The organism is Ideonella sp. (genome assembly GCF_044358605.1).
Lineage (GTDB): Bacteria > Pseudomonadota > Gammaproteobacteria > Burkholderiales > Burkholderiaceae_C > Ideonella.
Genome location: NZ_JBIKNQ010000052.1, coordinates 14429 through 39924 on the forward strand (window position 1 = coordinate 14429; position 25496 = coordinate 39924).

General features: G+C 59.3%; 24 protein-coding genes and 2 pseudogenes. 17 read left to right on the forward strand and 9 right to left on the reverse strand.

Annotation, left to right across the window (positions count from 1 at the left end):
• Window positions 1-105 precede the first annotated feature (105 nt).
• Both ACIQ3Q_RS16845 and ACIQ3Q_RS16850 read left to right on the forward strand, forming a co-directional pair.
• Window positions 106-741, forward strand: a complete 636-nt coding sequence (locus ACIQ3Q_RS16845; protein ID WP_396270344.1) for a response regulator — start codon at window positions 106-108, stop codon at window positions 739-741.
• A 9-nt stretch (window positions 742-750) separates the two neighbouring features.
• Window positions 751-2187 (forward strand): sensor histidine kinase, encoded by a 1437-nt coding sequence (locus ACIQ3Q_RS16850; RefSeq protein ID WP_396270345.1) that lies wholly within the window; start codon window positions 751-753, stop codon window positions 2185-2187.
• Here ACIQ3Q_RS16850 and ACIQ3Q_RS16855 read toward each other — a convergent pair.
• From ACIQ3Q_RS16855 to ACIQ3Q_RS16875, 5 genes and pseudogenes are all read right to left on the reverse strand, one after another.
• A pseudogene (locus tag ACIQ3Q_RS16855) lies at window positions 2168-2869 on the reverse strand (alpha/beta hydrolase fold domain-containing protein); the annotation flags it as partial. The gene ACIQ3Q_RS16850 and the pseudogene ACIQ3Q_RS16855 overlap by 20 nt on opposite strands.
• A gap of 335 nt (window positions 2870-3204) precedes the next feature.
• Window positions 3205-4206 carry a sensor histidine kinase gene (locus ACIQ3Q_RS16860; RefSeq protein WP_396270346.1) on the reverse strand — a complete coding sequence of 334 codons (1002 nt, stop codon included), beginning with the start codon at window positions 4204-4206 and terminating at the stop codon, window positions 3205-3207.
• Window positions 4203-4880, reverse strand: coding sequence for a response regulator transcription factor (locus ACIQ3Q_RS16865; protein WP_396270347.1), 678 nt, complete (start codon window positions 4878-4880; stop codon window positions 4203-4205). The genes ACIQ3Q_RS16860 and ACIQ3Q_RS16865 overlap by 4 nt, the downstream gene beginning before the upstream one ends.
• A gap of 9 nt (window positions 4881-4889) precedes the next feature.
• On the reverse strand, window positions 4890-6071 hold the full coding sequence (locus ACIQ3Q_RS16870; protein WP_396270348.1) for a class I SAM-dependent rRNA methyltransferase: 1182 nt from the start codon (window positions 6069-6071) through the stop codon (window positions 4890-4892).
• Window positions 6068-7036, reverse strand: coding sequence for a LysR family transcriptional regulator (locus ACIQ3Q_RS16875; RefSeq protein WP_396270349.1), 969 nt, complete (start codon window positions 7034-7036; stop codon window positions 6068-6070). The genes ACIQ3Q_RS16870 and ACIQ3Q_RS16875 overlap by 4 nt, the downstream gene beginning before the upstream one ends.
• 128 nt (window positions 7037-7164) lie before the next feature.
• Between ACIQ3Q_RS16875 and ACIQ3Q_RS16880 the strand changes: the two are divergent.
• From ACIQ3Q_RS16880 to tnpC, 4 genes and pseudogenes are all read left to right on the forward strand, one after another.
• Window positions 7165-7452, forward strand: a pseudogene (locus tag ACIQ3Q_RS16880) (MBL fold metallo-hydrolase); the annotation flags it as partial.
• An 80-nt stretch (window positions 7453-7532) separates the two neighbouring features.
• Window positions 7533-7898 (forward strand): transposase, encoded by a 366-nt coding sequence (locus ACIQ3Q_RS16885; protein ID WP_396270350.1) that lies wholly within the window; start codon window positions 7533-7535, stop codon window positions 7896-7898.
• Window positions 7895-8224 (forward strand): IS66 family insertion sequence element accessory protein TnpB, encoded by a 330-nt coding sequence (gene tnpB, locus ACIQ3Q_RS16890; protein ID WP_396270351.1) that lies wholly within the window; start codon window positions 7895-7897, stop codon window positions 8222-8224. Before ACIQ3Q_RS16885 ends, tnpB begins: the two co-directional genes overlap by 4 nt.
• A 77-nt stretch (window positions 8225-8301) precedes the next feature.
• The gene (tnpC, locus tag ACIQ3Q_RS16895) at window positions 8302-9846 is read left to right on the forward strand and encodes an IS66 family transposase (protein WP_396270352.1); all 1545 of its coding nucleotides are present in this window, start codon (window positions 8302-8304) and stop codon (window positions 9844-9846) included.
• Between the two features lie 71 nt (window positions 9847-9917).
• On the opposite strand, the gene ACIQ3Q_RS16900 is transcribed toward tnpC, so the two are convergent.
• Together ACIQ3Q_RS16900 and ACIQ3Q_RS16905 are read right to left on the reverse strand one after the other, a co-directional pair.
• On the reverse strand, window positions 9918-11117 hold the full coding sequence (locus ACIQ3Q_RS16900) for a beta-ketoacyl-[acyl-carrier-protein] synthase family protein (RefSeq protein WP_396270353.1): 1200 nt from the start codon (window positions 11115-11117) through the stop codon (window positions 9918-9920).
• 4 nt (window positions 11118-11121) lie between these two features.
• On the reverse strand, window positions 11122-11367 hold the full coding sequence (locus ACIQ3Q_RS16905; protein ID WP_396270354.1) for an acyl carrier protein: 246 nt from the start codon (window positions 11365-11367) through the stop codon (window positions 11122-11124).
• Between the two features lie 452 nt (window positions 11368-11819).
• Here ACIQ3Q_RS16905 and ACIQ3Q_RS16910 point away from each other — a divergent pair, with 452 nt between their 5' ends.
• Genes ACIQ3Q_RS16910 through ACIQ3Q_RS16920 form a run of 3 tightly spaced genes read left to right on the forward strand, consistent with a single transcriptional unit; the run spans window position 11820 to window position 13911 of the window.
• A complete protein-coding gene (locus ACIQ3Q_RS16910) occupies window positions 11820-12707 on the forward strand; it encodes a hypothetical protein (RefSeq protein WP_396270355.1) in 888 nt (295 codons plus the stop codon).
• 59 nt (window positions 12708-12766) lie between these two features.
• Window positions 12767-13441 carry a DUF1566 domain-containing protein gene (locus ACIQ3Q_RS16915; protein ID WP_396270356.1) on the forward strand — a complete coding sequence of 225 codons (675 nt, stop codon included), beginning with the start codon at window positions 12767-12769 and terminating at the stop codon, window positions 13439-13441.
• Complete coding sequence (locus ACIQ3Q_RS16920) at window positions 13438-13911, forward strand: DUF1566 domain-containing protein (protein ID WP_396270357.1); 474 nt, start codon at window positions 13438-13440, stop codon at window positions 13909-13911. The genes ACIQ3Q_RS16915 and ACIQ3Q_RS16920 overlap by 4 nt, the downstream gene beginning before the upstream one ends.
• A gap of 39 nt (window positions 13912-13950) precedes the next feature.
• Here ACIQ3Q_RS16920 and ACIQ3Q_RS16925 read toward each other — a convergent pair whose 3' ends face one another.
• Window positions 13951-14622 carry a 3'-5' exonuclease gene (locus ACIQ3Q_RS16925; protein ID WP_396270358.1) on the reverse strand — a complete coding sequence of 224 codons (672 nt, stop codon included), beginning with the start codon at window positions 14620-14622 and terminating at the stop codon, window positions 13951-13953.
• Window positions 14623-14635: 13 nt separating this feature from the next.
• Window positions 14636-16471: a DUF294 nucleotidyltransferase-like domain-containing protein gene (locus tag ACIQ3Q_RS16930; RefSeq protein WP_396270359.1), complete on the reverse strand. Its 1836-nt coding sequence runs from the start codon at window positions 16469-16471 to the stop codon at window positions 14636-14638.
• 133 nt (window positions 16472-16604) lie between these two features.
• Between ACIQ3Q_RS16930 and ACIQ3Q_RS16935 the strand changes: the two genes are divergently transcribed.
• From ACIQ3Q_RS16935 to ACIQ3Q_RS16970, 8 genes are all read left to right on the forward strand, one after another.
• Window positions 16605-18131, forward strand: coding sequence for an alkaline phosphatase D family protein (locus ACIQ3Q_RS16935; RefSeq protein ID WP_396270360.1), 1527 nt, complete (start codon window positions 16605-16607; stop codon window positions 18129-18131).
• 92 nt (window positions 18132-18223) lie between these two features.
• Entirely contained in the window at window positions 18224-19051 is an 828-nt protein-coding gene (locus ACIQ3Q_RS16940; protein ID WP_396270361.1) for an HDOD domain-containing protein, read from the forward strand.
• A gap of 49 nt (window positions 19052-19100) precedes the next feature.
• Entirely contained in the window at window positions 19101-19472 is a 372-nt protein-coding gene (locus tag ACIQ3Q_RS16945; RefSeq protein ID WP_396270362.1) for an AEC family transporter, read from the forward strand.
• Window positions 19473-19495: 23 nt separating this feature from the next.
• Complete coding sequence (locus tag ACIQ3Q_RS16950) at window positions 19496-20293, forward strand: hypothetical protein (protein WP_396270363.1); 798 nt, start codon at window positions 19496-19498, stop codon at window positions 20291-20293.
• A 159-nt stretch (window positions 20294-20452) separates the two neighbouring features.
• Complete coding sequence (locus ACIQ3Q_RS16955) at window positions 20453-20776, forward strand: glycosyltransferase family 2 protein (protein ID WP_396270367.1); 324 nt, start codon at window positions 20453-20455, stop codon at window positions 20774-20776.
• 37 nt (window positions 20777-20813) lie between these two features.
• The gene (locus ACIQ3Q_RS16960) at window positions 20814-21353 is read left to right on the forward strand and encodes a hypothetical protein (RefSeq protein WP_396270364.1); all 540 of its coding nucleotides are present in this window, start codon (window positions 20814-20816) and stop codon (window positions 21351-21353) included.
• A gap of 39 nt (window positions 21354-21392) precedes the next feature.
• Entirely contained in the window at window positions 21393-23051 is a 1659-nt protein-coding gene (locus ACIQ3Q_RS16965) for a hypothetical protein (protein WP_396270365.1), read from the forward strand.
• Between the two features lie 1367 nt (window positions 23052-24418).
• On the forward strand, window positions 24419-25234 hold the full coding sequence (locus ACIQ3Q_RS16970; RefSeq protein ID WP_396270366.1) for a sulfotransferase family 2 domain-containing protein: 816 nt from the start codon (window positions 24419-24421) through the stop codon (window positions 25232-25234).
• Window positions 25235-25496 lie beyond the last annotated feature (262 nt).

Here is a 25496-nt window from a genome sequence, read left to right on the forward strand (position 1 = left end):
TCGGGAGGGAGTCCCATGCAAGACGGGAAGCATTCCCGCCTTGAGACCCTCATTGGGGCGTGCTTCTTGCTTGCAAATACTGCACAACAAAGACGGAGACAGCCCGTGATTCGAGTGCTTCTGTTGGACGATTACGCCGTGGTACGTGCGGGTTACCGCATGCTCATAGAGGCCGAGACCGATATGCATGTGGTGGCCGAAGCCGCGAACTCTGCACAGGCCTGCGAGGCCTTGCGAGAGCAGGTGGTCGATGTAGCAGTGATTGATCTCAGCCTCAAGGGTGACAGTGGCTTTGAGGCCATGCGCCGCCTGCGCGAGCGTGACCCGCGCATCAAGATGCTGGTCTTCACCATGCATGCGCAAGAGAGCTTTGTGCAGCAGGCGTTGCGCGCTGGTGCCACCGGCTATCTGACCAAAGACAGTGACCCACACGAGATGGTGCTCGCCATTCGCGACGTGGCGTATGGACGTCGCGTGTGCTCCAGTGATGTGGCCGAGATCCTCTTGCACGATGCAGCCAAACAAGGCCAAACCACGCCCCTGCAAAGGCTCACGCCCAGGGAGTTTGATGTCTTGAGACTGGCCACCGGTGGGCAGGCGACGGATGAAATCGCCAATGCCCTTCACATCAGCGAGAAGACCGTGTTCAACACCATGTCACTGGTGCGCCAAAAGCTGGAGATGCGCAGCGACTTCAAGCTGCTGCGTCTCGCGATGGAACAAGGCTTGGTACAGATGTGAGGGTTTCCCATGAAATCCCCACTGCCCTGGGACTTGCCGCGCCTGGTCATGCGACGCTCTTCGCTGGTGGGCGTGGTGGCCGTGGCCCTGGCCTTGCTGCTGGGCGTGACTCGAACCAACGATGCTGTTGAAGAAGAAGTCGCCGCCGCGGCCACCTTGGCCGACCTGGTAGCGCACCTGGCCGGGCTGACCAAGCTTGATGAGCGAGCGGCCATCGAGACGTTGAGGCGCATTGAGTCCGAAGGGCCACTGCGCCATCTGCAAGTCGACATCTCCACGACCAATGGGCGCCGCATCTTCTCTTCGGGATCGGATACGCCAGCAGCACTGCGCCGCATTGCCCAATGGCACCGAGAAGCCTTTGACCCGCCTAAGCACCAGCCCGTGAGCTGGACCATTGAGCGTGAGCTTGATGGTCCCTGGACGGTGACCCTGAGCGCCAGCACCGAAGGCGAATTGCAAGAGGCGGTGCAAGACATGGCAGGCTCATTGCTGATCATGTTGGGCTGCATCGCGGGTCTGTTGGCTGTGATGCGGTGGAATCTGCTGCTGGCCTTCAAGCCACTGTCCACCGTGCTCGACGCGATCCAGGCCATTGAACGGCAAGACTTAAAGCCAGTTCAATCTCTGCAGAACATGCCCGTTCGGGAGTTGGAATGCATCGCTGCAGCACTTCGTCATTTGGCCATGGCCTTGGAAAGCGCTGAGGCCGCACGACGCACATTGAGCCAAAAGGTCTACACCCTGCAAGAAGAAGAGCGCGCCCATTTGGCCAGAGAGCTGCATGACGAGTTGGGCCAGCGCCTGACGACCTTGCGCTTCAACACCGCTTGGCTCAGCCGCACACTGTCCGACCGACCCGAGGCGCTGGCCGTGGTCTCCAGCATGTCTGATCGCTGCGCAGAGATACAGCTCGATGTGCGCCACTTGCTAGACCGTCTTCGCCCTTTGGGGGACAAGAGCCACGATGGCGGTTCTGCGGCTTTGACCAGTGGTCAGCTCCTGGACATATTGGGCGAGCTGGTCGCGAGCTGGCAGCGCACTCAAACAGGTACTCAATTTGCCTTCGATCACGGCGGTATCGACCCACAGGCCCGGCTACCTCGAGAAGTGGCCCTGGCCGTGTATCGCCTCAGCCAAGAGGCTCTTACAAATGCCTCCAAGCACGCTCATGCCACCAGGGTAGAGCTTCGCCTCAGTCTAGACCTGCAGCAGCGCGAAGGCGGCTCTTCGCTGCACTGGGCCGTAGAGGACAACGGCGGAGGCATTGAGCAAGCCGATGCCGCCCAACAGCGCGGCAATGGGCTCGTTGGCATGCAGGAGCGTGTCTGGTCGCTGGCTGGGCGATGGCTGATGAGCCCGGGTGCTGAGGGCAAGGGGCTGTTGTTGGAAGCTCAACTGCCGCTGCCAAACGGCCAAGCCCCCCTTACTTCAGGTGGCTGTTGAGAAAGGCCACCACTTTGTCCAGGTTGGCCGTGGTGGAGAACTGCGCGCCACCGTGCCCGGCGCCTTCGAGCTTTTCATAGCTCACCTTGGCATCGCCCAGCACCGCCTTGAGCGCCGTGTAGAAGTTCAGGCTCTGGGTGTAGGGAATCAGCGGGTCCGCACCGCCGACCTGGATCCAAAACGGCGGGTCTTGCGCGTCGATGTAGCGGCTGGGGTTGGATTGCTGCACCAGTTCATTGTTGGCCGGGTCGTTGGCATTCACGCCCAAATAAGCAGACTCATTATCAACGTTATAAGTGGAGGCAAATCCCAAGGCCAAACCTTCGCTGACCATGGTGGCAAAGTTGATGGGGCCAAACCAGTCAATGCTGGCCTGTACGCGCGACGACACACCGAGATACGCGCCCTGGGTGCCCTCTAGGTAAGTGTCCCCGGCGGTGGTGCCAAGCATGGCAGACAGGTGGCCGCCCGCAGAGGCGCCCCAAACTCCGATCTTGTCAGGGTTGATGCGGTACTCGCTGGCCTTGGCGCGGATGTAGCGGACGGCGGCTTTGGCGTCATGCACGGCCGCCGGGAACTTGGCTTCGCCACTCAAACGGTAGTTGATGGCCACGGCCACATAGCCATTGGCCACCAAGGTGGCGGCGTTCGCGGCATCCATGGCTTTGTCGCCCGCCTTGAAGGCCCCGCCTTGAAGGCCCCGCCGTGAATGAGCACCACCGCCGGAAAGGGGCCAGCACCCGCCGGCATGTAGATGTCCATCTTCTGGGCAGCCGAGGTGCTGGCATAGGCCACGTTGCTGAGGGTTTGTGCGGCCGGCGAGGTGGGCGCGGCGGGGTCAGCGGCGGTGGCCTCGCCCCCTCCGCAGCCCACCAAAATGGCCAAGCCTAGGGCGGCCCACAAATTCATGATCACACCTCGACGATAAATAGTTGGGTTCACGGGGTTCTCCTTGGAGCAGTCAGGCAATGCCGCCATGGTCTGCCCGCCGGGTGAACCCTTGCTGTCTGAATTACATCAATCTGGACACACTTGGCTGGGCAGTGTCATGCGCACCGTCAGGCCGCCGCCTTCGCGCGCGTGCAGGCTAAGCGTGCCGCCATGGGCCTGGGCCACTTGGTGCGCCACAGCCAGGCCCAGGCCCCAGCCGCCCCGTGCCGCCTCTGGCGCCTGCACATAGGGTCGCAAGACTTGCTCAAGCAACTCTGCCGCCAGGCCGGGTCCGCGGTCAGAAACTTCGATGCGCCACACGCTGCCTTCATGGGCCAGGCACAGCTCGCCACCGCCGCCATGGCGCACGGCGTTATCAAGCAGGTTAGACAAAGCCCGCCGCAAGGCCACGGGCCGCGCCCAAATGGGTGGGACTTCACCGTGGCAGCTCAGCCGCTCTGGGGGTAAAGCGTGCTGCTCGGAGAGGTCGTCCACCAAGGTGTCGCCCAGGGCGCGCAGGTCCAGCCACTGGCAGGCTTCGGCCGCCACTCCGCCGCTCAGCAGGCTCAGCGATTGCTCCAGCAGCGCCGCCATCTCGCGACTGTCGCGGCGCAACAGGGCCAGGTCGACCTCTTCAGCGGGCTGGTCCAGGCGCAGTTGCATTCGGGTCAGCGGGCCGCGCAGGTCGTGGGCAATGCCGGCCAGCAAGGCCTGGCGCTGCTGCACTTGCTGGCTGATGCGGGCCTGCATGGCATTGAACAGCTCGGCAGCTCGGCGCGCCTCGGTGGGGCCCTCCAGGGGCAACGGCATCAGCGTTTGGTCGGCTTGCATGCTGGCCGCTGCCTGGGCCAAGCGCTCAAACGGGCGCGCCAGCACCCGGCTGCCCACCCACACTGCCCCAGCCGCCGCCAGCGCCTGCGCCAGCAGGCCCGCCCACACCCAGTGCGGTGGGGGCGGTGGGCTGTGGGCAGCTTGGTCCAGGCTCAGGTCGATGAGCAAAAAGGTCAGGCCATGGCTGGCCAACAGCAGGCCCAGCATCAGCAGGACCAAGCGGCCAAACACCGTCTGCCCACGGGTGAAAAATGTCATGACGCATCCATTTGATAGCCCAGGCCACGCACGGTGCGAATGAGGCGGCCTTCGTCGTCTTGCAGCTTGTGGCGCAGGCGGCTGACCAGCAGGTCTATGCTGCGCTCGTGGGCCACACTGCGGGGCTGGGCCTGGGCTTGCAACTCGGCTCGGCCGACCACCTTGCCTTTGTCTTGCAACAAGGCCAGCAGCAGCCGAAATTCTGCCCCCGACAGCGGCACCAGCAGCCCATCAGCCCGCCGCAGTTCGCGCTGGGCGACGGCCAAGGTCCAGCCCGCAAAGTGCAAATGCTCAGCCGCTGGGCCGCTGCCCGCGCGCTGGCGCCGCATCAGCACTTTTACCCGGGCCACCAATTCGGCCACGTCAAAGGGTTTGACCACGTAGTCGTCGGCCCCGCCATACAAGCCCACCACGCGATCGACCGGGTCGCCCAGGGCCGTCAGCATCAAGATGGGCAGGGTGTGGCGTTGGCGTACCGCGCCGCACAGGCTCAGGCCGTCTTCGCCAGGCAGCATGCGATCAAGGATGAGCACATCCACATCCCCCCGCGCCAAGCGTTTGAGCAGGCCTTGGCCGTCCAACAAGTGCTCAGCCTGCAAGCCATGGCGTGCCAAAGCCGCACACAGCAAGGTGCCGATCTCGGCATCGTCGTCGACGATCAACACCTTGAACATGGCGATCCGTCAGCGCTTCAGCAACACCAAGCCCTTCAGATACTCGCCTTCAGGGAAGCAGATCGTGGTGGGATGGTCGCTCGACGCTTCCAGGCGCTGCAGCAGGTAGGCGTCCACCTCCGCGTCCATGCCCGCACCGGCCACGATCTTGTGGAACAGCTCGGCGCCAATGCCGCCGGAGCAACTGAACGTCAGCAGCAGGCCGCCCGGTTTGAGCAGCTTCAGGCCCAGGCGGTTGATGTCTTTGTAGGCGCGGCTGGCGCGGTCGGCATGGGCCGCGCTGGGGGCGAACTTGGGCGGGTCCAGGATGATGGCGTCAAAGCTGCGGCCGTCTTTGAGCATCTGGCGCAGCGTGCCGTTCACATCGGCATCCAAGGCGGTGTGGTGGGCAGGGTCAAAGCCGTTGAGCGTGACATGCGCCGAGGCGCGGGCCAGGGCCGGGGCCGATGAATCAACACTCACCACCTCGGTAGCGCCGCCGGCCAGTGCCGCTACGCTGAAGCCGCCCGTGTAGCTGTAGCAGTTCAGCACGCTTTTGAGCCCAAACTGGCGCACCATGCGGGCAAAGAGCGCGCGGTTCTCGCGCTGGTCCAGGTAGTAGCCGGTCTTGTGGCCCTCTTCCACATCCACCGTCAGCTGAATGCTGTGCTCGCGCAGCGTGATGGTGGTGTCGCCGCCACCACGCAGCCAGCCCTTGGCGGGCTCCAGGCCTTCGAGTTGGCGCACGCCCGAATCACTGCGCTCATAGAGGCGCGTGCAGCCGGTGGCGGCCAGCAGCGCATCCGCCAGCACGTCCTTCCAGCGCTCGGTCCCGGCGGAGAGGAACTGCGCGCTGAGGATGTCGTCGTAGCGGTCAACGATCAGCCCCGGCAGGCCGTCGGCCTCGCCGTGGACGAGGCGCACGCCATTGCTCTGGATGGCCAGCCGCTCGCGCATGGCCACGGCCGCTTGCACGCGGCGCTGGAAGAAGGCGGCGTCAATGCGCTCGGCCTCGTCAAAGCTCCATGCCCGCACGCGGATCTGCGAGCTGGGGCTGAACGACGCCCAAGCCAAAAACCGGCCGTCATGGCTCTCCACCCGCACGGTTTCACCGGCGTCGGCTTTGCCCTTTTCCACACTGCCCGCAAACACCCAAGGGTGGCGGCGCAAGAGGGAACGCTCTTTTCCTTCACGTAAACGGATCGCTTTCATGGGGCGAGATTGTCGCTGCTGCGGCGCGGCCTGCGGCGGCTGCGCTGGGCAGCGGGCTTGAGCGGGGCATCCCAGGGCATCTCACCGTCGCCAAAGCGCTGGGCCAGGTGGTCCAACAGCGTGCGCAGCAAGAGCGGCTGGTGCTGGCGGCTCAGAAACACCGCATGGATGGCCAAGGGCTCGGGCTCCCAGTCGGGCAGCAGATGCTGCAGGCTGCCGTTGGCCAGGTCTGCGCCCACAAAATAGGTGGGCAGCAGGGCGACGCCCGCACCGGCCAAGGCGGCAGCGCGGGTGACAGCGGCTTCGTTGCTTTGCAGCGGGCCGCTGACCGGCACTTTGAGGGTCTGGCCAGCACGGTGCAGGGTGAACTCGGTGCGGCCCACAAAGGCGTGGGTCAGGCAGCGGTGTTGGCGCAGGTCTTCAGGCTGGCTGGGCGAACCGTAACGCTTGAGATAAGCTGGCGCAGCCACCACCACCGAGCGACACACACCCAGACGGCGGGCCAGCAGGCCATCATCCAACTGGTTGCCAATGCGCACGGCCAAGTCGATGCGCTCCTCCACCAGGTTGACGGTGCGCTCCACGCTCAACAGCTCGATCTGCGTCTCGGGGTACAACCCCAAAAAGTCCGCCACCACCTGGGCCAAAAAGGCCTGAGCGAAGGAGGTGCTGGCCGTCATGCGCAGCTTGCCCTGCGGCGTGTGGCGGCGCTGGCTGGCCAGGGCCTGCAGCTCTTGCATCTGGGCCAGCATGTGCTTGGCGCGCGGCAAGGCGTCCGCCCCCGCGTCGGTGAGGCTGACACGGCGCGTCGTGCGGTGCAGCAGGCGAGCACCCAGGCTGTGCTCCAGGCTTTCCAGGTAGCGCGACACCATGGCGCGCGACATGTCCAGCGCCTCAGCGGCCTGGGTCAGGCTGCCGCGCTCGGCCACCTCGGTGAAGACATGCAGGGCAGTCAGTCGGTCCATGCTTGGCTGCTCATCCAATTAGATCGGTTTGGTAGACAAACTATCGCACGAATGACTGTTTATCGCTAGATTGATCATCAATACAGTCCAACCCATCGCAACACCTTGGGTTTTGAAAGGACTCCACCATGACCCGCTCTCTCATCGCCACCGCCGCCCTCTTGGCCACCACGCTGACGGCCACCGCCGCCCCGCTGCAAGTCAAGGTCTACAACGCTGATGGCAACAGCTTCAACGTCAACTCCACCTTGGTCACCGGCGAGAAAGACGCCATGGTCATCGACGCTGGCTTCACCCGCGCTGATGCCCTGCGCATTGCTGCCCAAGTGCTGGACAGCGGCAAGACACTGAAGACCATCTACGTCAGCCAGGCCGACCCCGACTACTACTTTGGCGTGGAGACGCTGAAGGAAGTGTGTAAGCGTCCGCCCAACCCACCTTGCCCCTGAGTCTTGGATGTAAGAGCCTCGCGTCCACTTAACTCAAGTGGACACTTATGCAAGCGAATCAAGAGAAGGTCAGGCGGCGGCGGACGTACAGCGTGGAGTTCAAGCTGGCTGCGGTGCAGGCCAGTCAGGCGCCAGGTGCTTCCCTGTCTGGTGTGGCGCTGGCGCGGGGGCTCAATGCCAACCTGCTGCGGCGCTGGGTGGATGAGGCACGCAGCGGCACGCTGCGAACGACCATGAAGGCCTTGGCCGTGCCGCAGGCTTTGGCCGAGTTCGTGCCGCTGCCGGTGGCCGCTGCGGCCCAGCCCGAGCCCATTCGCATCACGCTGCAGCGGGGTGCCACCACCGTGCAGGTGGCTTGGCCCGTGAGTCAGGCGCCGCACTGTGCGGCCTGGCTGCGGGGTCTGTTGGGATGATTCGTATCGACGCCATCTGGCTGGCGGTGGAGCCCCTGGACATGCGCGCTGGCCCCGACAAGGCCCTGGCGCGGGTGGTGCAGGTCTTTGGATCGGCCAGGCCCCACACCGCTTACGCCTTTGCCAACCGACCCGCCACGCGACTCAAGGTGCTGGTGCACGATGGTCTGGGCATTTGGCTGGCTGCACGGCGGCTCCACCAGGGCCGCTTTATCTGGCCGCGCGTGGGCCACACCCAAGCTCTGGATTCGGAGCAACTCGGTGCGCTGGTGCGGGGCTTGCCCTGGCAACGCGTGGGCGAGTCTGGCGTCATCACGGTGCTCTAGCACCTGCACTCAGACTGTGGGGCAATTGCGGCATCTGCCAATGGGCAGCGTGGGGAGATGCGGGCAAGATCAGCCCCGTGACTGACCAGACCTTGCTTGAAGACCTCACGCCCCAGCAATTGCTGGAAGCGCTGCGCACCGCGCAGGCCGAGATCCGCTTCAAGCAGACCTTGATCGACAAGCTCACCCACGAGAACGCTTTGCTTAAGCGACTGAAGTTTGCGGCCCAGAGCGAAGCCTACAGCCCCGAGCAGCGCAGCCTGCTCGAAGAGACCTTTGATGCTGACCAGGCGGCTGTGGCCGTCGAGATCGCTGCGCTGCAGCCCCCAAGTGCGGGTATCACCCCGAGCTCCGACCGCCCCAAGCGCGCCCCGCTGCCCGCGCATCTGCCACGCCGCGACGTTTGCCATGAGCCCGCTGACACCACCTGCGGCTGCGGCCAGAGCATGCAGCGCATGGGCGAGGACGTGGCCGAGAAGCTGGACTACGTGCCCGGCGTCTTCACCGTCGAGCGCCATGTGCGCGGCAAGTGGGTCTGCAAGTGCTGCGAGCGCATCGTCCAGGCTCCGGTGCCCGCAGCCATCATCGACAAAGGGATACCAACCGCTGGCCTGCTGGCCCAGGTGCTGGTGGCCAAGTACCAAGACCACCTGCCGCTGCATCGCCAAGAGCACATCTTCGGCCGTGCTGGCCACAGCATTGCCCGCTCCACACTGGCCCAATGGGTGGGTGAGTGCGGTGTGCAACTGCAACCCTTGGTGGACGCCTTGGCCGAGCAGTTGCGCCAGCAGCCCGTGCTGCACGCCGATGAGACCCCGGTGGAGATGCTCAAGCCCGGCAAGGGCAAGACGCACCGCGCCTATGTGTGGAGCTACTGCACCACCGCGTTCAATCCCTTCAAGGCGGTGATCTTCGGCTTTGCGCCCAGCCGCAGCGGCGAGCATGTGCGCGACTTCCTGGGGCTGCCCAGCAGCCCAGAGCGAGCAGGCTGGCAGGGCCACTTAGTCACCGATGACTACGCAGGCTACAAGGCCTGCTTTGAGATGGGTGTGACCGAGGTGGGCTGTATGGCGCATGCGCGGCGCAAGTTCCATGAGTTGCATGTCCACCACCAAAGCCCCGTGGGCGAGCAGGCGCTGGCCATCATCCAACAGCTCTATGAGGTGGAGCGGGACGCCGCCACACTGGACCCTCCGCAACGACAGGCCCTGCGTCAGGCACGCAGCCGGCCCATTGCCGATGCGCTGCAGCAGTGGTTGCTGCAGCAGCGCAGCAATGTCCCCAATGGCACGGCCACGGCCAAAGCCATCGACTACAGCCTCAAGCGCTGGGAGGCGCTGGTGCGCTTCATCGACAGAGGCGATCTGCCCATCGACAACAACTGGGTCGAGAACCAGATCCGTCCCATCGCCCTTGGGCGCAAGAACTGGTTGTTTGCGGGCTCACTGCGCGCGGGCCAAAGAGCGGCCGCCATCATGAGCCTGATCCACAGTGCCCGCCTCAACGGCCATGACCCCTACGCCTACCTCAAGGACGTGCTGACCCGCCTGCCCACGCAGCTCAGCAGCCGCATTGAGGAGCTGCTGCCCCATCGCTGGAAGCCTGCTGACGCTACTGCCTGACTGGCCCCGGTGATGCAAGGTGGGTTCGCCGCACGCTTACGCAGCACCTCACCCCCACCCCACCAGGCACATCAAGCGCGTGTGACGGCAATGCAGGCATTCGAGCCGCCGAAGGCGAAGTTGCTCGAAACAGCCACCTGGACATCAGCCTGACGCGAGTGCAGCGGCACGAAGTCTAGGTCACAGGCAGGGTCAGGTGTGTGCAGGTTTGCAGTGGACGCAATGAGTCCATCGCGCACCGCACTGATGGCCGCCAGCAGCTCAATCGCACCAGCCGCACCCAAGAGGTGTCCGTGCAGGGACTTTGTAGAACTGACCATCAGAGCGTTGGCATGTGAGCCGAACGCCATACGCAGAGCTTGAGCTTCGACAGGGTCGCCGGTCGGTGTTGCCGTGCCATGCGCATTGACATAGCCCACCTCTGATGGCGTGAGCTGCGCATCCTTGAGGCACGCATTGAGTGCCAGCACTTGGCCCGACGCATCAGGCTGCGAGATATGCGATCCATCGCACGAAGCTCCGAACCCAGCCAACACTGCATAGATCTTGGCCCCACGGGCTCGGGCATGCTCTTCTGCTTCAAGCATGTAAATCACAGCGCCCTCCCCCAACACCAGACCCGTTCTGTCCGCTGAAAAGGGCCGACAAGATGTCTCCGGCGAATCGGGATCAACTTTCGCCATGACGCGCATGGCTTCCCACACGCGCCAAGAGCCCTCGCAGAATGTCGCCTCGACGCCTCCCGCCAATGCGGCATCGACATGCCCGTACTGAATGGCGCGCAGCGCGTGCCCGAGCGCTGTATTGGCTGAAGAGCAAGCGAGCATGGTCGTTTCGCAAGGACCTCTGAGCTTGTGCCGAATGGCCATGAAGTTGCCGGCACCATTCCCCAACCCTCTGAGCACAGAGAAGGCCTTGACACTGTCCTTCAGGGCTAAGTTTCCGAACTCTTGGCTAGAGGTGTGCAAGGTCCCTTGCCCTGTGCCAACGAACACCCCCACTCTATCCCGATCAAAGCTGTTGAAGTCAGCGCCGCTGTCCGCTACGCAGTCATCGGCCGCAACCAGAGCCATCTGCGCAACAGGATCGAGCAAGGCCATTTCGGCGCGGCTGAAACCACCGGAGATGTCTGCATCGACAAAGGCCCCGGCCCGCACCTGTCCTTTCGGCCCAATCGCCGAGCGAATGACCGGCTTGCCACTGCGAAAAACACTCTGCGCATCGGCGAATGTGTTGCCTATCGGCGTTCTCAGGCCAATGCCTGTGATCACGACCTTACGCATTTTTGGCAGCAACTAGCGACTCGATGAGCTGAACAAACTCGGGCACAGTGATGTTGATATTGGGGTCTTGATCAAGCTTGACACCCAACTCCTCTTCGATTTCATCCAATATCGCCATCAGCCCCACGGAGTCCAACGCCAAGTCCTCAAAACGCTCGGCATTAGCGACGTCTTCTGGAGACTTTTTGATGGCATAGGAACTGACGATTTCATAAATTTTCTTGGCGACATCACTCATTGCTCTCTCCTGGTAAAGCCTCGATAGCTCGTTGTAAATGGACCGCATGAGCGGAACACAGGCGGGGCATGCTGCCCCCCCAAAAATCGCAGCCACTAGGAGGGCAGATAGTTCCCCACAGAAAACACCAATGGCAGAATGATGCCATCACCTCGCGACTCTGAGTGTAAGTAGAAGCCTGCTCGAGGATCTGACAGAGAGTCTTTCCCAGATCACCGTCTGTTCTAGGTAACCCCCCCATGAAACCTCGTCTCATTCTGCACATCGGATCGCCCAAGACTGGATCCAGCTCTATTCAAAAAGCGCTGTATGACCAGCGTCATCGCCTGAGGCAAACCTGCGACGTGCACTATGCGAGCACAGAGCGCGCAAAGGCCCACGACAAGCATCTCTCCACCACCAAAGCATCGACCTCTGGCGACATTGAGAAAGCCGATGCAGAGTTCAAAGCCTTGATGCTGGATTTCGAGCGGTCAGGTGCGGCCCACCTCTTCGTCAGCGAAGAGCAGATGTGGACACCCAAGCCGACGGTGGCTCGTTTCTTCAAGCGGTTCGTCCCTCACTTTGATGTTCATGTGATCGCCTACGTTCGTCGGCAGGACTTGTTTGTGGAAGGCCTCTACAGCCAACACATCCGACTGAGTCATTACCGAGACATTCCAGCGATCACGGACTTCTGGAAAGACCCTCGCGTCAAGGGTGCCCTGGACTACCATAGGGTTCTGACTCTGCTTGCAGATGTGGGCCTGAACGTCAAAGCTCTGGAGTTCAACACCGAGGTCAAGACCTACGGCCTGATGAACTCTTTTTTGCGGGCGACTGGCTTTACGGACATGGGGGAACTCGCGGAGCGACGCGCCAATAACTCGCCAGACATGCGATTGCTGTTAACGATGTGCATGTTGAGCGCGGGGCGCATCGAGGGTGAGTTCAATTTGCTGTCGAATGGCATCTTCCGGGCAGCGCGCCGTTTGGAGCAGTGCGCCGTGTTTCCGACCCTCAAGCACACGCTCGGGCGCATTGAGCGCCAAGCCATCATTGACTCTGCTGTTGAGAGCAATGCCCGTCTGGCAAAGGACTTCGGCATCGTGTTCCCGGACAACCGCCCTAGCGAGGCGGATCTCCCCATCTTGGCACCAGATGCGGCCTATTTGCTGGCACTGATCGGGGATATGGCGCTGACCGACAGTGTCAAGTTTGCCAACTGTTGTCGTGGATATCTGCAAACCTTAGCGGGTGTGCTTCCGGAAAGTGATGCAGACCCCAGCGATGAAGAGATCGCTGCGATGCAGCTCAAAGGCGAGGAAGTCATTCTTGATGGAGGCAGCGCTAGCTTATGAATCGACAGTGGATCAAGCGTCTGCTTGCAGGCTTGTCTTGCGCATGCTGCAGCGCCGTGGTGTCAGCAGCCCCCTTGAACGATAGCGGCATGGCGCTGTGCGTTGATGCCTCAAACGTCCTCACCAAAGACTGCAGCACGCAGCAGCAGCAAGATGGTGCTGTGGGCCGCGACGCCACGCAGCGCAATACACGAGATGGGCTGGCTGGGTTCAGCTTCATCAAGATCTGCCACTCGGGTCAGGCTGCCGGAGCGGGCACCTGCCCTGCAGACCCGACCCTCGGCCCAGGCGCCAATCAATGGGCTTGCAGCCGAGACAATGTGACAGGGCTGACCTGGGAAGTCCGTCTGGATGACGCCAGCAGCTTTCGCGACAAACGGCGGAAACACACCAATCTAAGGTCCGATCAGAATGGCTATGGCAGCAGCACGGATGCTGCGGGCTATGTCAATCAAGTCAACGCCATCAACCTGTGCGGCGCCAGTGATTGGCGACTGCCAACGATTCAAGAGCTGGTTGACATCGCCAACTATGGCCAACGCTTTCCGGCGCTGGTCTGGGATCCCAAGTTCTTCCCTCATTCCATGTCAGGCCCTTATTGGTCCTCGACAGCCTATATCGAGCGGACTGCTGACGCTTGGTACGTTCTGGCGGATGGTGGCCTGTCCTTCCCCGACGGGCGCTTCGGTGCGTTCAATGTGCGCTTAGTCAGATCAAATCTGGTGTCACCATGATCCATCCTCTCTTCAGATACGCGCTGAGTGGCACCCTTCTGCTGAGTTCTCTGGGGCTGCAAGCAGCCGATCGCTTTAGCTTCAGCCCCGACGGCAGCCAGGTCATAGACGCTCAGACAGGCTTGACTTGGCGCAGATGCACTGAGGGCCAAACCTGGAGGTCAGGCACCTGCAGTGGAAACTCCATCAGCACCAGCTGGCTGGGTGCGCAGCAGCTTGCTCGAGACGCCGGCGCAAACTGGCGACTCCCCAGCGTGAAGGAGCTTGCCACGCTGCTCGATTACGCGCGCTTCAATCCCGCCATTGATCCTTTAGCGTTTCCACGCACACCCGTGTCCAACTACTGGTCCTCGACACCCTATGTCGACAAGCCGAATTTCGCCTGGGCCGTGGGCTTCCAGTTTGGAGGCATTCAGTACTGGCACCACGACATAGGCTACCGCGTTCGCTTGGTCAGCGGCCCCAACTGAAGACACACTGACCTTGCTCTTGGCCCCTGCCCCAAGCAGTCAGCGCAGCAACGCGCGCAGCTTGACGAAGGCCAGCCCGGCCATGATGGCGTCGTTCAGCGCATCGTGGGCCCGCCGAGTGGGCAAGTCCAGGTCCTGCATCAAGGTGGCCAAGCGCAGGTCTATGCTGGCGCCGTGCTGCCACGGGGGCAATTGGCGCTGCTTCCAGTCGTAGTAGAGCGAAGAGATCTCCACCTTGGGCTGAGGCAAGCGCACGCCCAGCATGGGGAAGATGGCGCGATTGATCAGCGCCACATCAAACTCTAGGTAGTAGCCCACCAAGGGACGCGCGCCGATGAAGGTCAGCAGCTGGCGCATGGCTTCATCAGGCTCCAAGCCATCTTGAACATCACGCTGGCGCAAGCCGTGCACCTTGGTGGCCTCGGCCGAGATGGCTTTGGAGGGCCGCACCAACAACTCCAAGCGGTCGCTGGTCATCACCCGGTTGCCCACGATGCGCACCGCGCCGATGGCAATGATCTCGTCGCGGTGAGGGTTGAGGCCGGTGGTTTCACAATCCACCGAGACCCATTCGTCAAGCGGTGGCTCGTCGTAAAGGTAGCGCATGCGCTGATCGCCCAAGTGGTAGAGCATCCACTCGCGTTGCAGGCGCACCCAAGGGCGCTGCCACCAGGCGGGGTCTTGAGGAAGCGCGGTCGAGACGGGGCTCATGGTTGACCCCTGCTCACAGCATGTCCAGACGGAAGCGCTGGGACAAGAGGTTCTTGAAGCGCTTGACCACGGCCAGTGCATCCTTGAGCAGATCACGGTCCAGGCTGCTGAGCTGATCGAGCGCAATGCCGCGATAGGACTCACCGCGCTCCAAAGCCTGCAGGCCGGCATCGAGGCGCAGGCGCATGAAGAGGTGCAGGCTGTCCACCATGGAGGTGGCCAAGTCCGGCGGCAGGCGGTGCTCTGCCGCCAAAGCGCCGATGCGGGCTTCGGTGCCCGTGGCCATCACCCGATGTGCCAAGGCCTGGCTGCGAACGCCATGCACCAAGGGGAACAGCCCGGCCTTCTTGATGTCAAACAGCGTGTCGTCCTCGCCCAGCAAGCGCAGCCGGTTCCACCAGCCGTTGGCATGGTCAAAGGAGTGAATGGCCGCCGCAAAGCGCGCCATCAAGACATCGTTGTCCAGCACCAAGCGGAAGACTTCACCGCGCACGCGCTCCAGCAGGCTGGCATCACCACAGACCGCGTGGGCGTCAAAGAAGATGGCCAAGGCCATCAAGCCGTCGGCATCGGGTGTCATCAGCCAGCGCCGCACCAGTTGCGAAAACTCGGACTCCTGCATGCGCCAAGCCGGGTTGTTGACCATGATGCGCCCGGGGCACTCGGGGTAGCCAAAGTCCGCCAGCGTGGCCGAGAAGCGATCGCAAATCTCGGCCAAGTCGGGGGGGGCTGCGTAGCCGTCACGCAGCACCAGCGCATTGTCTTGGTCGGTCTTGAGCAGTTGCTCGCCCCGGCCCTCACTGCCCATCACGAACAAGCAGGAGTTCGCCACTAACTCAGGCGGCGCAATCAAGTGCCAAGCCCGATCAAACAACTGTGCATTCAACTCTTGCACCAAACGTGCAATCAAGCGCACCGGCGTGCCACCGCGATAGAGCAGCGAGATCAAGCGCGTCAGTTGCCCCGCCGCAGGCTTGAGCTCCGCCAGGTCTTTGGCCTCCAGAATCTGGCGCGTGATGAGGTAAGAATGGTTAGAGAGAAAGCTCAGCAAGTCGAGCTGATCTAGGGTGCCCAAAATGCGCTCGCTGCCACTAGAGAGCAACTCCGCCACCACCACCCGCCGCACTTGGTGGCGGATCATCATGGCCTGGGCATCAAAGAGATAAGCCTCTGGACGCACCGTCACCAGATTGAAGGTGGCCAACTCACGCACGGGCAACTCATGCAGAGGACGGCCATGCAGAATGGCCCGATGCAAACCGGTGGTCGTGAAGATGCCTAGGCGCTCAGGCGCTGTGCTGCGGTCGCGCACCAGCACCCGATCAGTGCGCTCATCATTGAAGACCCGGGCAATGGCCACGATGTCGAGATCAGCGTCGACCTCGGTGATGGGCCGTACCGCCGCCTCCTGCACACGGGCCATCGCCAGCGACTGCATCTCGTGTTGGCTGGAGCGCTTGGACAGTGCACTCAGCTTGTTAGAGAGGTCGGCAAACAGCAGCGCGCCAAAGGTGGCGTTGCGGGAGATCAACTCCGTCACCGCATCGCGGGCGAGCTGATAGGCCAAGACCTCTTCTTTGGCCACAAAGCGGCTGCTGACCTTGCCCGCTACCAGAGAGCGGCCATCAAAGGTATCGTCTTTGCCAAAGCTGGCCACGACCTCATCACCATCCAACTGATGCACCACACCCTTGATCACCACAAACAGATGCGTCGGCAGCACACCGGGCTCCAGAATGGTGTCACCTTCTGGAAAGTAGGCAATGTCCACGCTGTCGCGCACCAGTTGGCGCTCGTCGCTGGAGAGGCCATCAAAGGGCGAGGCCGAGAAATTGAAGGCGTTGGGCACTGAGGTGATCTGGGTAGTCTGAGCCGCATGGGCCACAGACCATTGTGAGCCCCAAACCCTGACGCCAGCCTGTTGCAGGCTTGCGCCAGATCAAGCGCTAGCATCACGCACTTGCGCTGCAAAAGGCCGCCCCATGAAACCTGATTCCCAGCCCACGCGTCGAGACTGTTTGACCCACAGCTTGACGGCCCTGGCCACCTGCTTCATCCCGTGGGCGCGGGCTGCCGATGTGCCGCGCTTCTCGCTGGGTGTGGCGAGTGGCTTCCCCCGGCCCGACGGCATGGTTCTATGGACCCAGCTCTTGGGGCAAGATCTGCCTGAGCGTGTCGAGGTGCGCTGGGAGATCGCCGCCGATGCGCAGTTCAAGACGGTGCTGGCCAAAGGCCTTGAGGTGGCCGAAGCCGCTTGGGGTTGGAGCGTGCACGCCGAGCCCAGCAGCTTGCCGCCCGACCGTTGGTTTTGGTATCGCTTCCAAGCCTTGGGCGGTCAGAGCATGGTGGGCCGCACCCGCACGGCGCCAGCGCCCGACGCCAGCACCACGCTGAAGTTCGCAACTGCGAGTTGCCAGCGCTACGATATGGGGTACTACTCCGCGTGGCGGCAAGTCGTCTTGGACGAACCCGACTTGGTGATGTTCCTGGGCGACTACATCTATGAATACGGCTCACGCCCGGATGCCCTGCGTCGGCACGATGGTGGCCTGGTCAGCACCTTGGCGCAGTACCGCCAGCGCTACCAGCAGTACAAGAGTGACCCCTTGCTGCAAGCCGCGCATGCGGCCTGCCCGTGGTTGTTCATCTGGGACGACCATGAGGTGGACAACGACTATGCAGGCCTGCAGGGCCAAAGCCTGCAGCCGCTCTTTGGGCTGCAGCGCGCTGCGGCCTATCAGGCCTGCTGGGAGGCTTTGCCACTGCCCAAAGCCATGCGCCCTATCGGCCAAGAGGCCCGTCTCTACGGCGCCCTGAACTGGGGCCGTTTAGCCCGCATCCTGCTGCTGGACGACCGCCAGTACCGAGACGCACAAGCCTGCCCCAAACCGGGTCGCGGCGGCTCCAACACGGTCTCGCGCCAGAGCTGCCCTGAACTGGCCGCGCCAGAGCGCAGCCTGCTAGGCCGCGAGCAAGAGCGCTGGCTGGCGCAGGCCTGGGACACCCAGCGCCCTTGGAACTTGCTGGCGCAGCAAACCTTGATGGCTCCGTTCTCATGGAGCGACCCGGCAGGCGCCGACGGCGGCCTGGTCTGGACCGACGGCTGGGACGGCTACGCCCCAGCCCGCCAACGCCTGCTGGATACCGTGGCCGAGCGCAAGCTACCTGGCGCGGTGGTGCTGGGTGGCGATGTCCACACCCACTATGTGACGGAGCTGCACCGCCACGCGCACGACCCACGCAGCCCGGTGGTGGCCACCGAGTTCTGCGGCACCTCCATCAGCAGCCTGTCTCTGCCGCAGGCCCGCATTGAGGCCGCCGCCAAGCTCAACCCCCATGTGAAGTACGCCCGAGGCGATGCACGCGGCTATATCGGCTTCACCCTGAGTGAGAAGCGGCTGGAGGCGCGCTTGATGGCGGTGGACGATGCACTGACCCCGGACAGTGCGGTCCGACAGGCAGCGCGCTTCGTTGTCGAAGCTGGACGCCCCGCCATCGTGAAGGATTAAGCGGTTACAGGGCGTATCTCTGGCTCAAGGCATAGGCATCGCGCGTCGAAACTGAGCAGACCCATCCAACATCTGCTCAGGAGCCGCCGTCCATGCCCGCCATCGCCCCCTTTGTTGAACGCGCCACTGCCTTGCCTGCCATGCCGGAAGTGTCACACAAGCTGCTGCAGTCCTTTGACCGGGACGATCTGTCCCTCACCGAGTTGGCGGCACTGGTCGGCCGCGACCAGGCTTTGTCCGCCAAGGTTCTGCGTCTGGCGAACTCGGCGCGCTACAGCCCTGCCCGCAGCGTAGCGTCCCTGCCGGATGCTGCCGCCGCGTTGGGGCTGCGCACGCTGCGCGACCTGACTTTGTCCGCGTGCATGGCGGGGGCCTTTCCTGAGATTCCGGGCTTTGATCGCAAGGCTTTTTGGCGCGGGACCATGGCCGTCGCAGCCTATGCACAACCCCTCGCTCGCTGGCTGGATGCCGACGAGGACACCGCTTACCTGGGTGGCTTGATGCTGCGCACCGGCCAGTTGCTGATGCTGCTGGTCGAGCCTCAGCGCATGGCTGATGTTGCTATCCATTGCACCGAGTTGGACAGCCGTATCGGTCAGGAACATGCTCGTATGGGCGTCTCACACCCCCTGATCAGCGCCGAGTTGGCCCGCCATTGGCGCTTCCCTACCGCATTGGTGCAGGCCTTCAATGCGGCGGCAGACCCGCTGGAGGTCAAGCCCTTTTGCCGCTTGGGTGCCGCCCTGCGCTTGGCCAGCGTGATTGCAGAAGCCCGCGAAGCAGGCCTGTCGGCTGCGGATGGATTGCTCCAGAGTCAAGCCAGCTTGGTGGACTACCTTAAGCTCGACCTGACCTGGCTGGAAGAGCACCTGCCAGACCATCGATTGGCCGTGGCCGACGCCGACGCCCTGATGCAGTAACAAGCCGCTGCAATGATGGGCGCACCGGGCTGCGATACTCGCAGCTCGCATGCAGTCCATCCTCTTCACCACACTGCCCTTTTTTGCACTGGTGCTGTGCGGCTACTTGGCCGCCCACCGCCGTATCGTGCCGGAGTCGGCTATCGGCGGGCTGAACGCCTTTGTGCTGTTCTTTGCCTTGCCATGCTTGCTGTTCCGCTTCGGCATGAACACGCCGGTGCTGGAATTGCTCAACCTCAGTGTGCTGGCCGTCTACCTGACCGCAGCCACCTTGGTGGTGTTCTTCACCATCGCCATGACCTTGTCACGGCGAGTGGGCATGAAGGATGCGGCGTTTGGCGCCTTGGTGGCCGCCTTCCCCAACACCGGCTTCATGGGCGTGCCCTTGCTGGTCGCACTGCTGGGGCCGCAGGCCCAGTGATCTGCACCATCTTGGCCGACATGATGATCACCAGCTCAGCCTGTTTGGCCCTGGCGCAAACCGGGCAGCGCAGTGGCCAAAAGCCACTGAAAGCGCTGCTGCAAGCCCTGAGGGCCGCTGTCTCTAACCCCTTGCCCTGGTCGATCGCCGCCGGGGCCACTTTGGGCATGTTGCAGATCGACATGCCCACCCCCATGCTGTCGGTTGTCAACATGCTGGCCGACGCTGCAAGCCCTGTTGCCCTGTTCACCATTGGCGCAGTGCTCTGGCGGTCCGGCCAGCCCAAAGCCGCCGCGATCGCGCCACCTCAAGATCATCGTGAACGTGCCATCGCGATGGCCAAACGCGCCACCCGCGATGAGTCAGTGCTGGTGGACCCCGACGCGAGCACCATGCCTTCGGTCTGGCCGCTTTCTGATGTGGGCGGGGTTGCGCCGACTTCTCCGGACTCACTCAGCCGCCTGCTGGGCGACCCGAGGCGGCGCAAAGCCAAGCCCACCGCCACATGGCGCGATCGGTGGGCCGCTTTCACAGACGGTCAAGTCATGACCGTGGTCGCCATCAAACTCCTCTTGCACCCTTTGTTGATTTTGCTGTTGGGGGCCTCGGCTCGGGGCTTGGGTGCGCCATTGACCGCAGACCAGTTGACAGTGCTGACTCTGGCTGCCGCCCTGCCGAGCGCCAGCAATGTGGCCCTTCTGGTAGAACGTCATGCGGCAGATTCGGAACGAATCGCGCGCATCATCATGACGTCGACTGGATTCGCGATTTTTTCATTTGCAACGCTGGCTTGGACATTGGGGGTTGGACATTCACCTTAGTTGCTTTAGCATTGTCAAAGGCAATGAATATTCAGTTATGAAAAAGGGCGTGGCGCTGTTCCGGAAATATTTTAATGAGTGATACCAGATGTTTAGTCGTATGCTCAGTCAAAGATGACGACCCTTAACTAGTTGAGTGGATTTTCTGATATCGACCCGTTGGCTTTACTTACTCTAGTATTCTCGAATGATTGTACATATCATTCACCGCAATTGCTGGATGCCACGGCCTCCGCAGGGCGGTGCACCCATATTTCCGCTCGACATCTAACAGATCAATTCCCCGCCACCTTTAAGCTCGAGGTCGCTCGCAGGCACGCATTGACCTCCAGCGCTGACTGGGCGTTTGTTTGCGACGTTGAGGAATTCCTAGTTATTCATAACGGCCAAGGAAAATTACCAACCTTCTGCGACCGACTGCTGAGAATAATTTTTGGGGGGGATAGCCATCAACTGGCGATGTTTCAGACCCTCAGGGCATAAGGACTGGTCAGATGACTTGGCACATCATAAGTTCACTATGGCAGCCACCGACAACGCAAACTCAGGAGGATGGATTAAGTCGATTTTTCGCCACCCAGAAATTTTCAGTCAATTCATGCCTCATAGTCCATTTAAAATCAACCCTGAAGTGCTGAATGAATTAACAGTAAAAGTCAAGATATTATGGGTTAATTCGGAAGACAGAAGTATCCCTCAATGGAAGTCTGAAGGCCCATCCGTACGGATGATGGAGCAGTATCAAGTTTCCCACGCTCGCGCTCAGCCGAATAACCACAATGTCCGTGATGAAACCGCCTTTTGGCCAAAAAAAGCACACCAAGCGCCTCATCAAAGAAGAATAGATACCCCGATACCTTCTTTCGCAATTTCAACAGGAACGATGTTTCAGATACCTCAGTCAAAGCATGCAATCAGTCATTCCCAAAGGCGCATCAAGAGGCCATGGCTCACCCGAGCGTTAGACAACTCCTCAAGCATGTTGTGCAGATCTCCGAGGGCGCATTGCCCAAAAGAAACTTCTTTCAACCGAATGGTTGGAATCCAGTACGTCATTTGACAAGCAGCAACCAAAATTAAATTGAGCACATATTCTGCCATGCCAAATCGCCTTCCCAAAGAAGAATCAAGCAGTATTTCAATTGCTATCGCGTTCCCTGTTAGGCCTAAGCAAAACCAAGAGTGGCACGCACTATTGCAGGCAGCCTCTTGGCGACATCATTTCGGCGATCAGGTCAATATACATGTATTTTTGCTCGACCCAATTCGAAAAAGTTATTCGAATCGGATTATAGAAGGTTTTGAGCTTCTGAATTGCGAGATCAGAGTTCCTACCACCAACCCTTCATTAGCGGCGACCCAAAGTGATCGTGCATTATTAGCTTCTCAAGCCTTTTCTGAAAATTTAATCATAGTATCTGATAGCAGTTTACTTGTCGCAAATCGCTTTCCACTTGAGATCCTTAGCACCTTGGGAAATTCAGCACTTCTCATAGCGGAGCAAGAACCATACGCCGGTGACGAATTGAGCATTGCGCTGAATAAACTCCTACTGGAAAGCGAGTCAACCAAGGGGAGAAAAAAATCTTCCAACGCACTCGTCGGAGCAAGCTCTTCACTCATTGGAATACCCAACCAATCCAGCTGGAAAGACCATCTAATTGGAAATTACACCAGAATTTCCAAAGAATTTCCGGGCACATCGTTTCAGCAGCTAGATAAATGGCTCCCTTCATTCACATGCATCGAACTCAATTCCTCGCCAGTAGAACTAGATAGCAAGAAATTTGGGGTTACACCCCTTGAAGGGGATAATTTGAACTGTGGCCTGTATAGATTTTCCGACTCATCGGAGCTATATAGATCTGGACTTAATCGTATTGCCTCTGAAGCACTTATGAGTTCTGGCTCTGGCTTCAAGAACTTAATGGACCTGCTGCAGCGAAACAAAATTTCCCCGACTAAAGGGACCGCCCCCAGACTGCAGCAGTCTAATCCAGAGCCACTTCAATCCGTAAATTCAAGCTCCTGCAATCCCTTTGTGATCATAGGGGCGATGCGAACGGGATCCAACCTGCTACAAGATTATTTGAATCAGTGCCAGGGTATCAGATGTTATGGAGAGCTATTTAATCCAGCATTCATCGAGAGCCCACAACACAAGCAATTTCTTGGTATATCGATGGAGCAACGCAGGCAAGATCCATCAAAAATACTTCAGAAGATAGTCGCCGCGAGCTCAGGCAACCCTATCGTTGGATTTAGATTTTTCGATAATCATATTTATGAAGGCTTGCAAGAATGGCTAGAGAAGCAAAATATCAAGGCCGTCTTTCTGACACGGGATCCGCTTGAAAGTTATATATCCCTCCAAAATGCAATTGAAACAAAACAGTGGCTATTGAGACACTCGAGTGATCGACGAGTAGCCAACTGGACTTTTTCACCTGATGAATTTCTGCAGTACTGCAATAAGCAGGGCAGCTTTTATGACCGAATGCGTCGAGAAGTCAGGGCATTAGGCCTCCCCATCTTTCAAGTCGCCTACCGCGAGTTGCACAATCAAGCGATTCTTGGCGGTTTGGCAAGGTATTTGGGCTCAGCGGCTCCGGCGTTGGGCTTTGCTCCGACCATCATCAAACAGATCGATTTGCACCCAAAGGAATTTATTACAAACTATACAGAGATATCACAGGCCGTTCGTGTCGCGAAGGACCTTAATCCAAGTTTAGACTGGAATGTCTCGTCCAGCATATAAATAGAGCACGACAGATCGCCCGCTGATCCATGCATGAGCGTTCACTGTCGATGATGCGCCGTCCTCTAATAGGAAGATAGATTTAGATATATATATGATATCAACGAAATCTTGCGGAGGGTTGATGTGAATCATCTAAAAGAAGTAGCACGCCCAAAGTTAACCCTCCCCGCAGCAGAGGGTGCCGCCGTGTCAGAATATTATGGCGAAGCGCAAAAAATATTGGAGTATGACTCCGGAGGCTTAACTGTCACCGCCGCAGAGATGCCCGGGAAATTCATATTCTCTATCGAAAGCGATATTGATTGGCTCAATAGTATGAATCGCCACTTTGAGCTACACCCGCACATGTCAACCCTGAAATTATTCACGGAGATATAGGTGCGACAAAGGCGTGGGGTTACCCGGTTGGCACTACACGCACAAAAGACTGGCATCAGTATCCATTGGATGTTTGGAGTTCCGAAGTATTCTCCCATCCAGATGCCATACCGTTTGATGGGAAATTGCGCGCCGCATGCTCTTTAACTGCTTTGCTCCGCATTACAAGATCGGTTACCCTACTCTTGGATGATTACGTCAATCGCCCCAATTGCCATGATGTTGAGTATTTCTCGAGACCTTGCGAATTCATCGGTCACATTGCTCATTTCGAACTTCAACCTACCACAGTTCCTGCTGAGCGATTATCTTGGTTGATTTCAAAATATCTCAATCCTCATTGACTAAAGGCCTAAAGTTAGCATTGGATACACAACCATCTTAAGCCGACAACCTAGTGACTAGTTAATCTACCCTCGGTTGAAAAACCTATTCATAGACAAAGACAACAATCGAGAGTCGCAGGTTGTGCGAGATCACATTGTCAATGATGAGTTGGGGCCACTTCAAGGCGGGTCATCTTTTGTGTTCACATTTACATACTCGGCTTATTCTGGCGTAGGTCCTTGCTTGAAAAATACATATGCAATTGAGATATCTTTTCCTAAAACGCACACCTCGGAAAAATTGATTATTAATTGGTAGCATCTCGCTATACCGTGATCGCCGAAGACCTAGAATTGGCATTTGATTGAGTATTTCACGATATCGATAGATTTCCCCAGCTCTTGATTTCTTGAGTTTATGTTTAATGCGTTGCCCTTGAATGTATTGCCTGATCATGCTCATGCGCATACTTCCTTTAGTAATGGATTTCAAGAAGCCAATTTCATATTTATACCTCATCTTAATTCATTGATTGCGCCACCAGTTCCAACATCTCATCTGGAGAACTTTGAGGCTATCTAATTTCACCAACACTTTCTATAGCATTAACCTGCTTATTTTTCACAAACCCATTTTGGCAGTGGGAATTGAGTGAATGAATGATCTGTTTTTTAGGAGTTGCTTTGGATAAATTTAATCGGAGCCATGCGATAGGTTCAGTCAGTGGCACACACAAAGCTTTGCCCTTGGGAATGGTAGGAGTGAAGAGTGCTCCTTTGATTTATTTGAACACACCAAAGTCCGCTTGTTCTACAATCAAAAATCATCTTTACTTCATAGAACACGGCAAATATGCACATGACCCATTGGCCATTCATTCCAATTCTGGGTTGCTGCGCACCAAAGATGCTGGGCTGGATGTCGTTCAGCACTTTGAGAATGTTTTGAGTCAACCGCATTTGATTTTTAGCTTCGTTCGAGAACCCGGGCGAAGAGCCTACTCATGTTTCTCGGAGAAAATCGTTCACAAAAGCAAGTATAGTTTCCAGAAGATTCGAGCTTACTTGGTAGATGCATATGGTTTAAAGCTGGAACACATTGAATCATCTACGTACAGCCTAGAGGCTCATGCTGAGAACTTTGCCAAATATCTGCGATTTATCCGGGACAATCTTGCTGGCAAAACATCGGTGCGAGTCGACCCGCATTGGTGCTCGCAATCGGAAATAATTCGGGGATATCAGAAACATTTTTGTATTGATTTTGTGGGGCGAGTTGAAAACTTCGAGAGACATTTTTCATTCATTACATCAGAGTTTGATTTGAAGCATCGGCCTGATTTTAAGTTGAGATTTAATGAGGGGCCTCGGCCACCCTTCAATTTTGAGTCAATACTCAGTAACGAAGTGAGGGGCTTGCTTACCGATATCTACGGGGCTGACTATAGAGATTTTGGATATCCGAGCTCGGCATAGAGAGGCCGATTTCGGCGCTTGAGTGGTGAAGAATCCGATAGATCGGGCGCTGTTGTTTTCTGTAGTTGACCCTGTCCCAAGAATCTGAACCGTTCAGTTACAGAATGGACCGGCCTGAACATGGCCCCTGAGGGCCTAGGTGTCAAGCCCCGGGAGATCATTCACACGTTTTGTGAAGAGCTTGGGGTGTGAGGCGTGCCATTTTTTCAGGGCCTCGATGGGGGTCTGGTGGTTGAGGGCGCGTTGAGGAATTCGATGGTTG

Coding starts and splice junctions, on each gene's coding strand:
- ACIQ3Q_RS16965 (WP_396270365.1), top strand. CDS start 21,393: ATGCCAAATCGCCTTCCCAAAGAAGAATCAAGCAGTATTTCAATTGCT.
- tnpB (WP_396270351.1), top strand. CDS start 7,895: ATGATTCGTATCGACGCCATCTGGCTGGCGGTGGAGCCCCTGGACATG.
- ACIQ3Q_RS16920 (WP_396270357.1), top strand. CDS start 13,438: ATGATCCATCCTCTCTTCAGATACGCGCTGAGTGGCACCCTTCTGCTG.
- ACIQ3Q_RS16960 (WP_396270364.1), top strand. CDS start 20,814: ATGGCAGCCACCGACAACGCAAACTCAGGAGGATGGATTAAGTCGATT.
- ACIQ3Q_RS16870 (WP_396270348.1), bottom strand. CDS start 6,071: ATGAAAGCGATCCGTTTACGTGAAGGAAAAGAGCGTTCCCTCTTGCGC.
- ACIQ3Q_RS16945 (WP_396270362.1), top strand. CDS start 19,101: ATGCAGTCCATCCTCTTCACCACACTGCCCTTTTTTGCACTGGTGCTG.
- ACIQ3Q_RS16940 (WP_396270361.1), top strand. CDS start 18,224: ATGCCCGCCATCGCCCCCTTTGTTGAACGCGCCACTGCCTTGCCTGCC.
- ACIQ3Q_RS16925 (WP_396270358.1), bottom strand. CDS start 14,622: ATGAGCCCCGTCTCGACCGCGCTTCCTCAAGACCCCGCCTGGTGGCAG.
- ACIQ3Q_RS16875 (WP_396270349.1), bottom strand. CDS start 7,036: ATGGACCGACTGACTGCCCTGCATGTCTTCACCGAGGTGGCCGAGCGC.
- ACIQ3Q_RS16970 (WP_396270366.1), top strand. CDS start 24,419: ATGATCTGTTTTTTAGGAGTTGCTTTGGATAAATTTAATCGGAGCCAT.
- ACIQ3Q_RS16935 (WP_396270360.1), top strand. CDS start 16,605: ATGAAACCTGATTCCCAGCCCACGCGTCGAGACTGTTTGACCCACAGC.
- ACIQ3Q_RS16865 (WP_396270347.1), bottom strand. CDS start 4,880: ATGTTCAAGGTGTTGATCGTCGACGACGATGCCGAGATCGGCACCTTG.
- ACIQ3Q_RS16905 (WP_396270354.1), bottom strand. CDS start 11,367: ATGAGTGATGTCGCCAAGAAAATTTATGAAATCGTCAGTTCCTATGCC.
- ACIQ3Q_RS16885 (WP_396270350.1), top strand. CDS start 7,533: ATGCAAGCGAATCAAGAGAAGGTCAGGCGGCGGCGGACGTACAGCGTG.
- ACIQ3Q_RS16860 (WP_396270346.1), bottom strand. CDS start 4,206: ATGACATTTTTCACCCGTGGGCAGACGGTGTTTGGCCGCTTGGTCCTG.
- ACIQ3Q_RS16950 (WP_396270363.1), top strand. CDS start 19,496: ATGATCACCAGCTCAGCCTGTTTGGCCCTGGCGCAAACCGGGCAGCGC.
- ACIQ3Q_RS16850 (WP_396270345.1), top strand. CDS start 751: ATGAAATCCCCACTGCCCTGGGACTTGCCGCGCCTGGTCATGCGACGC.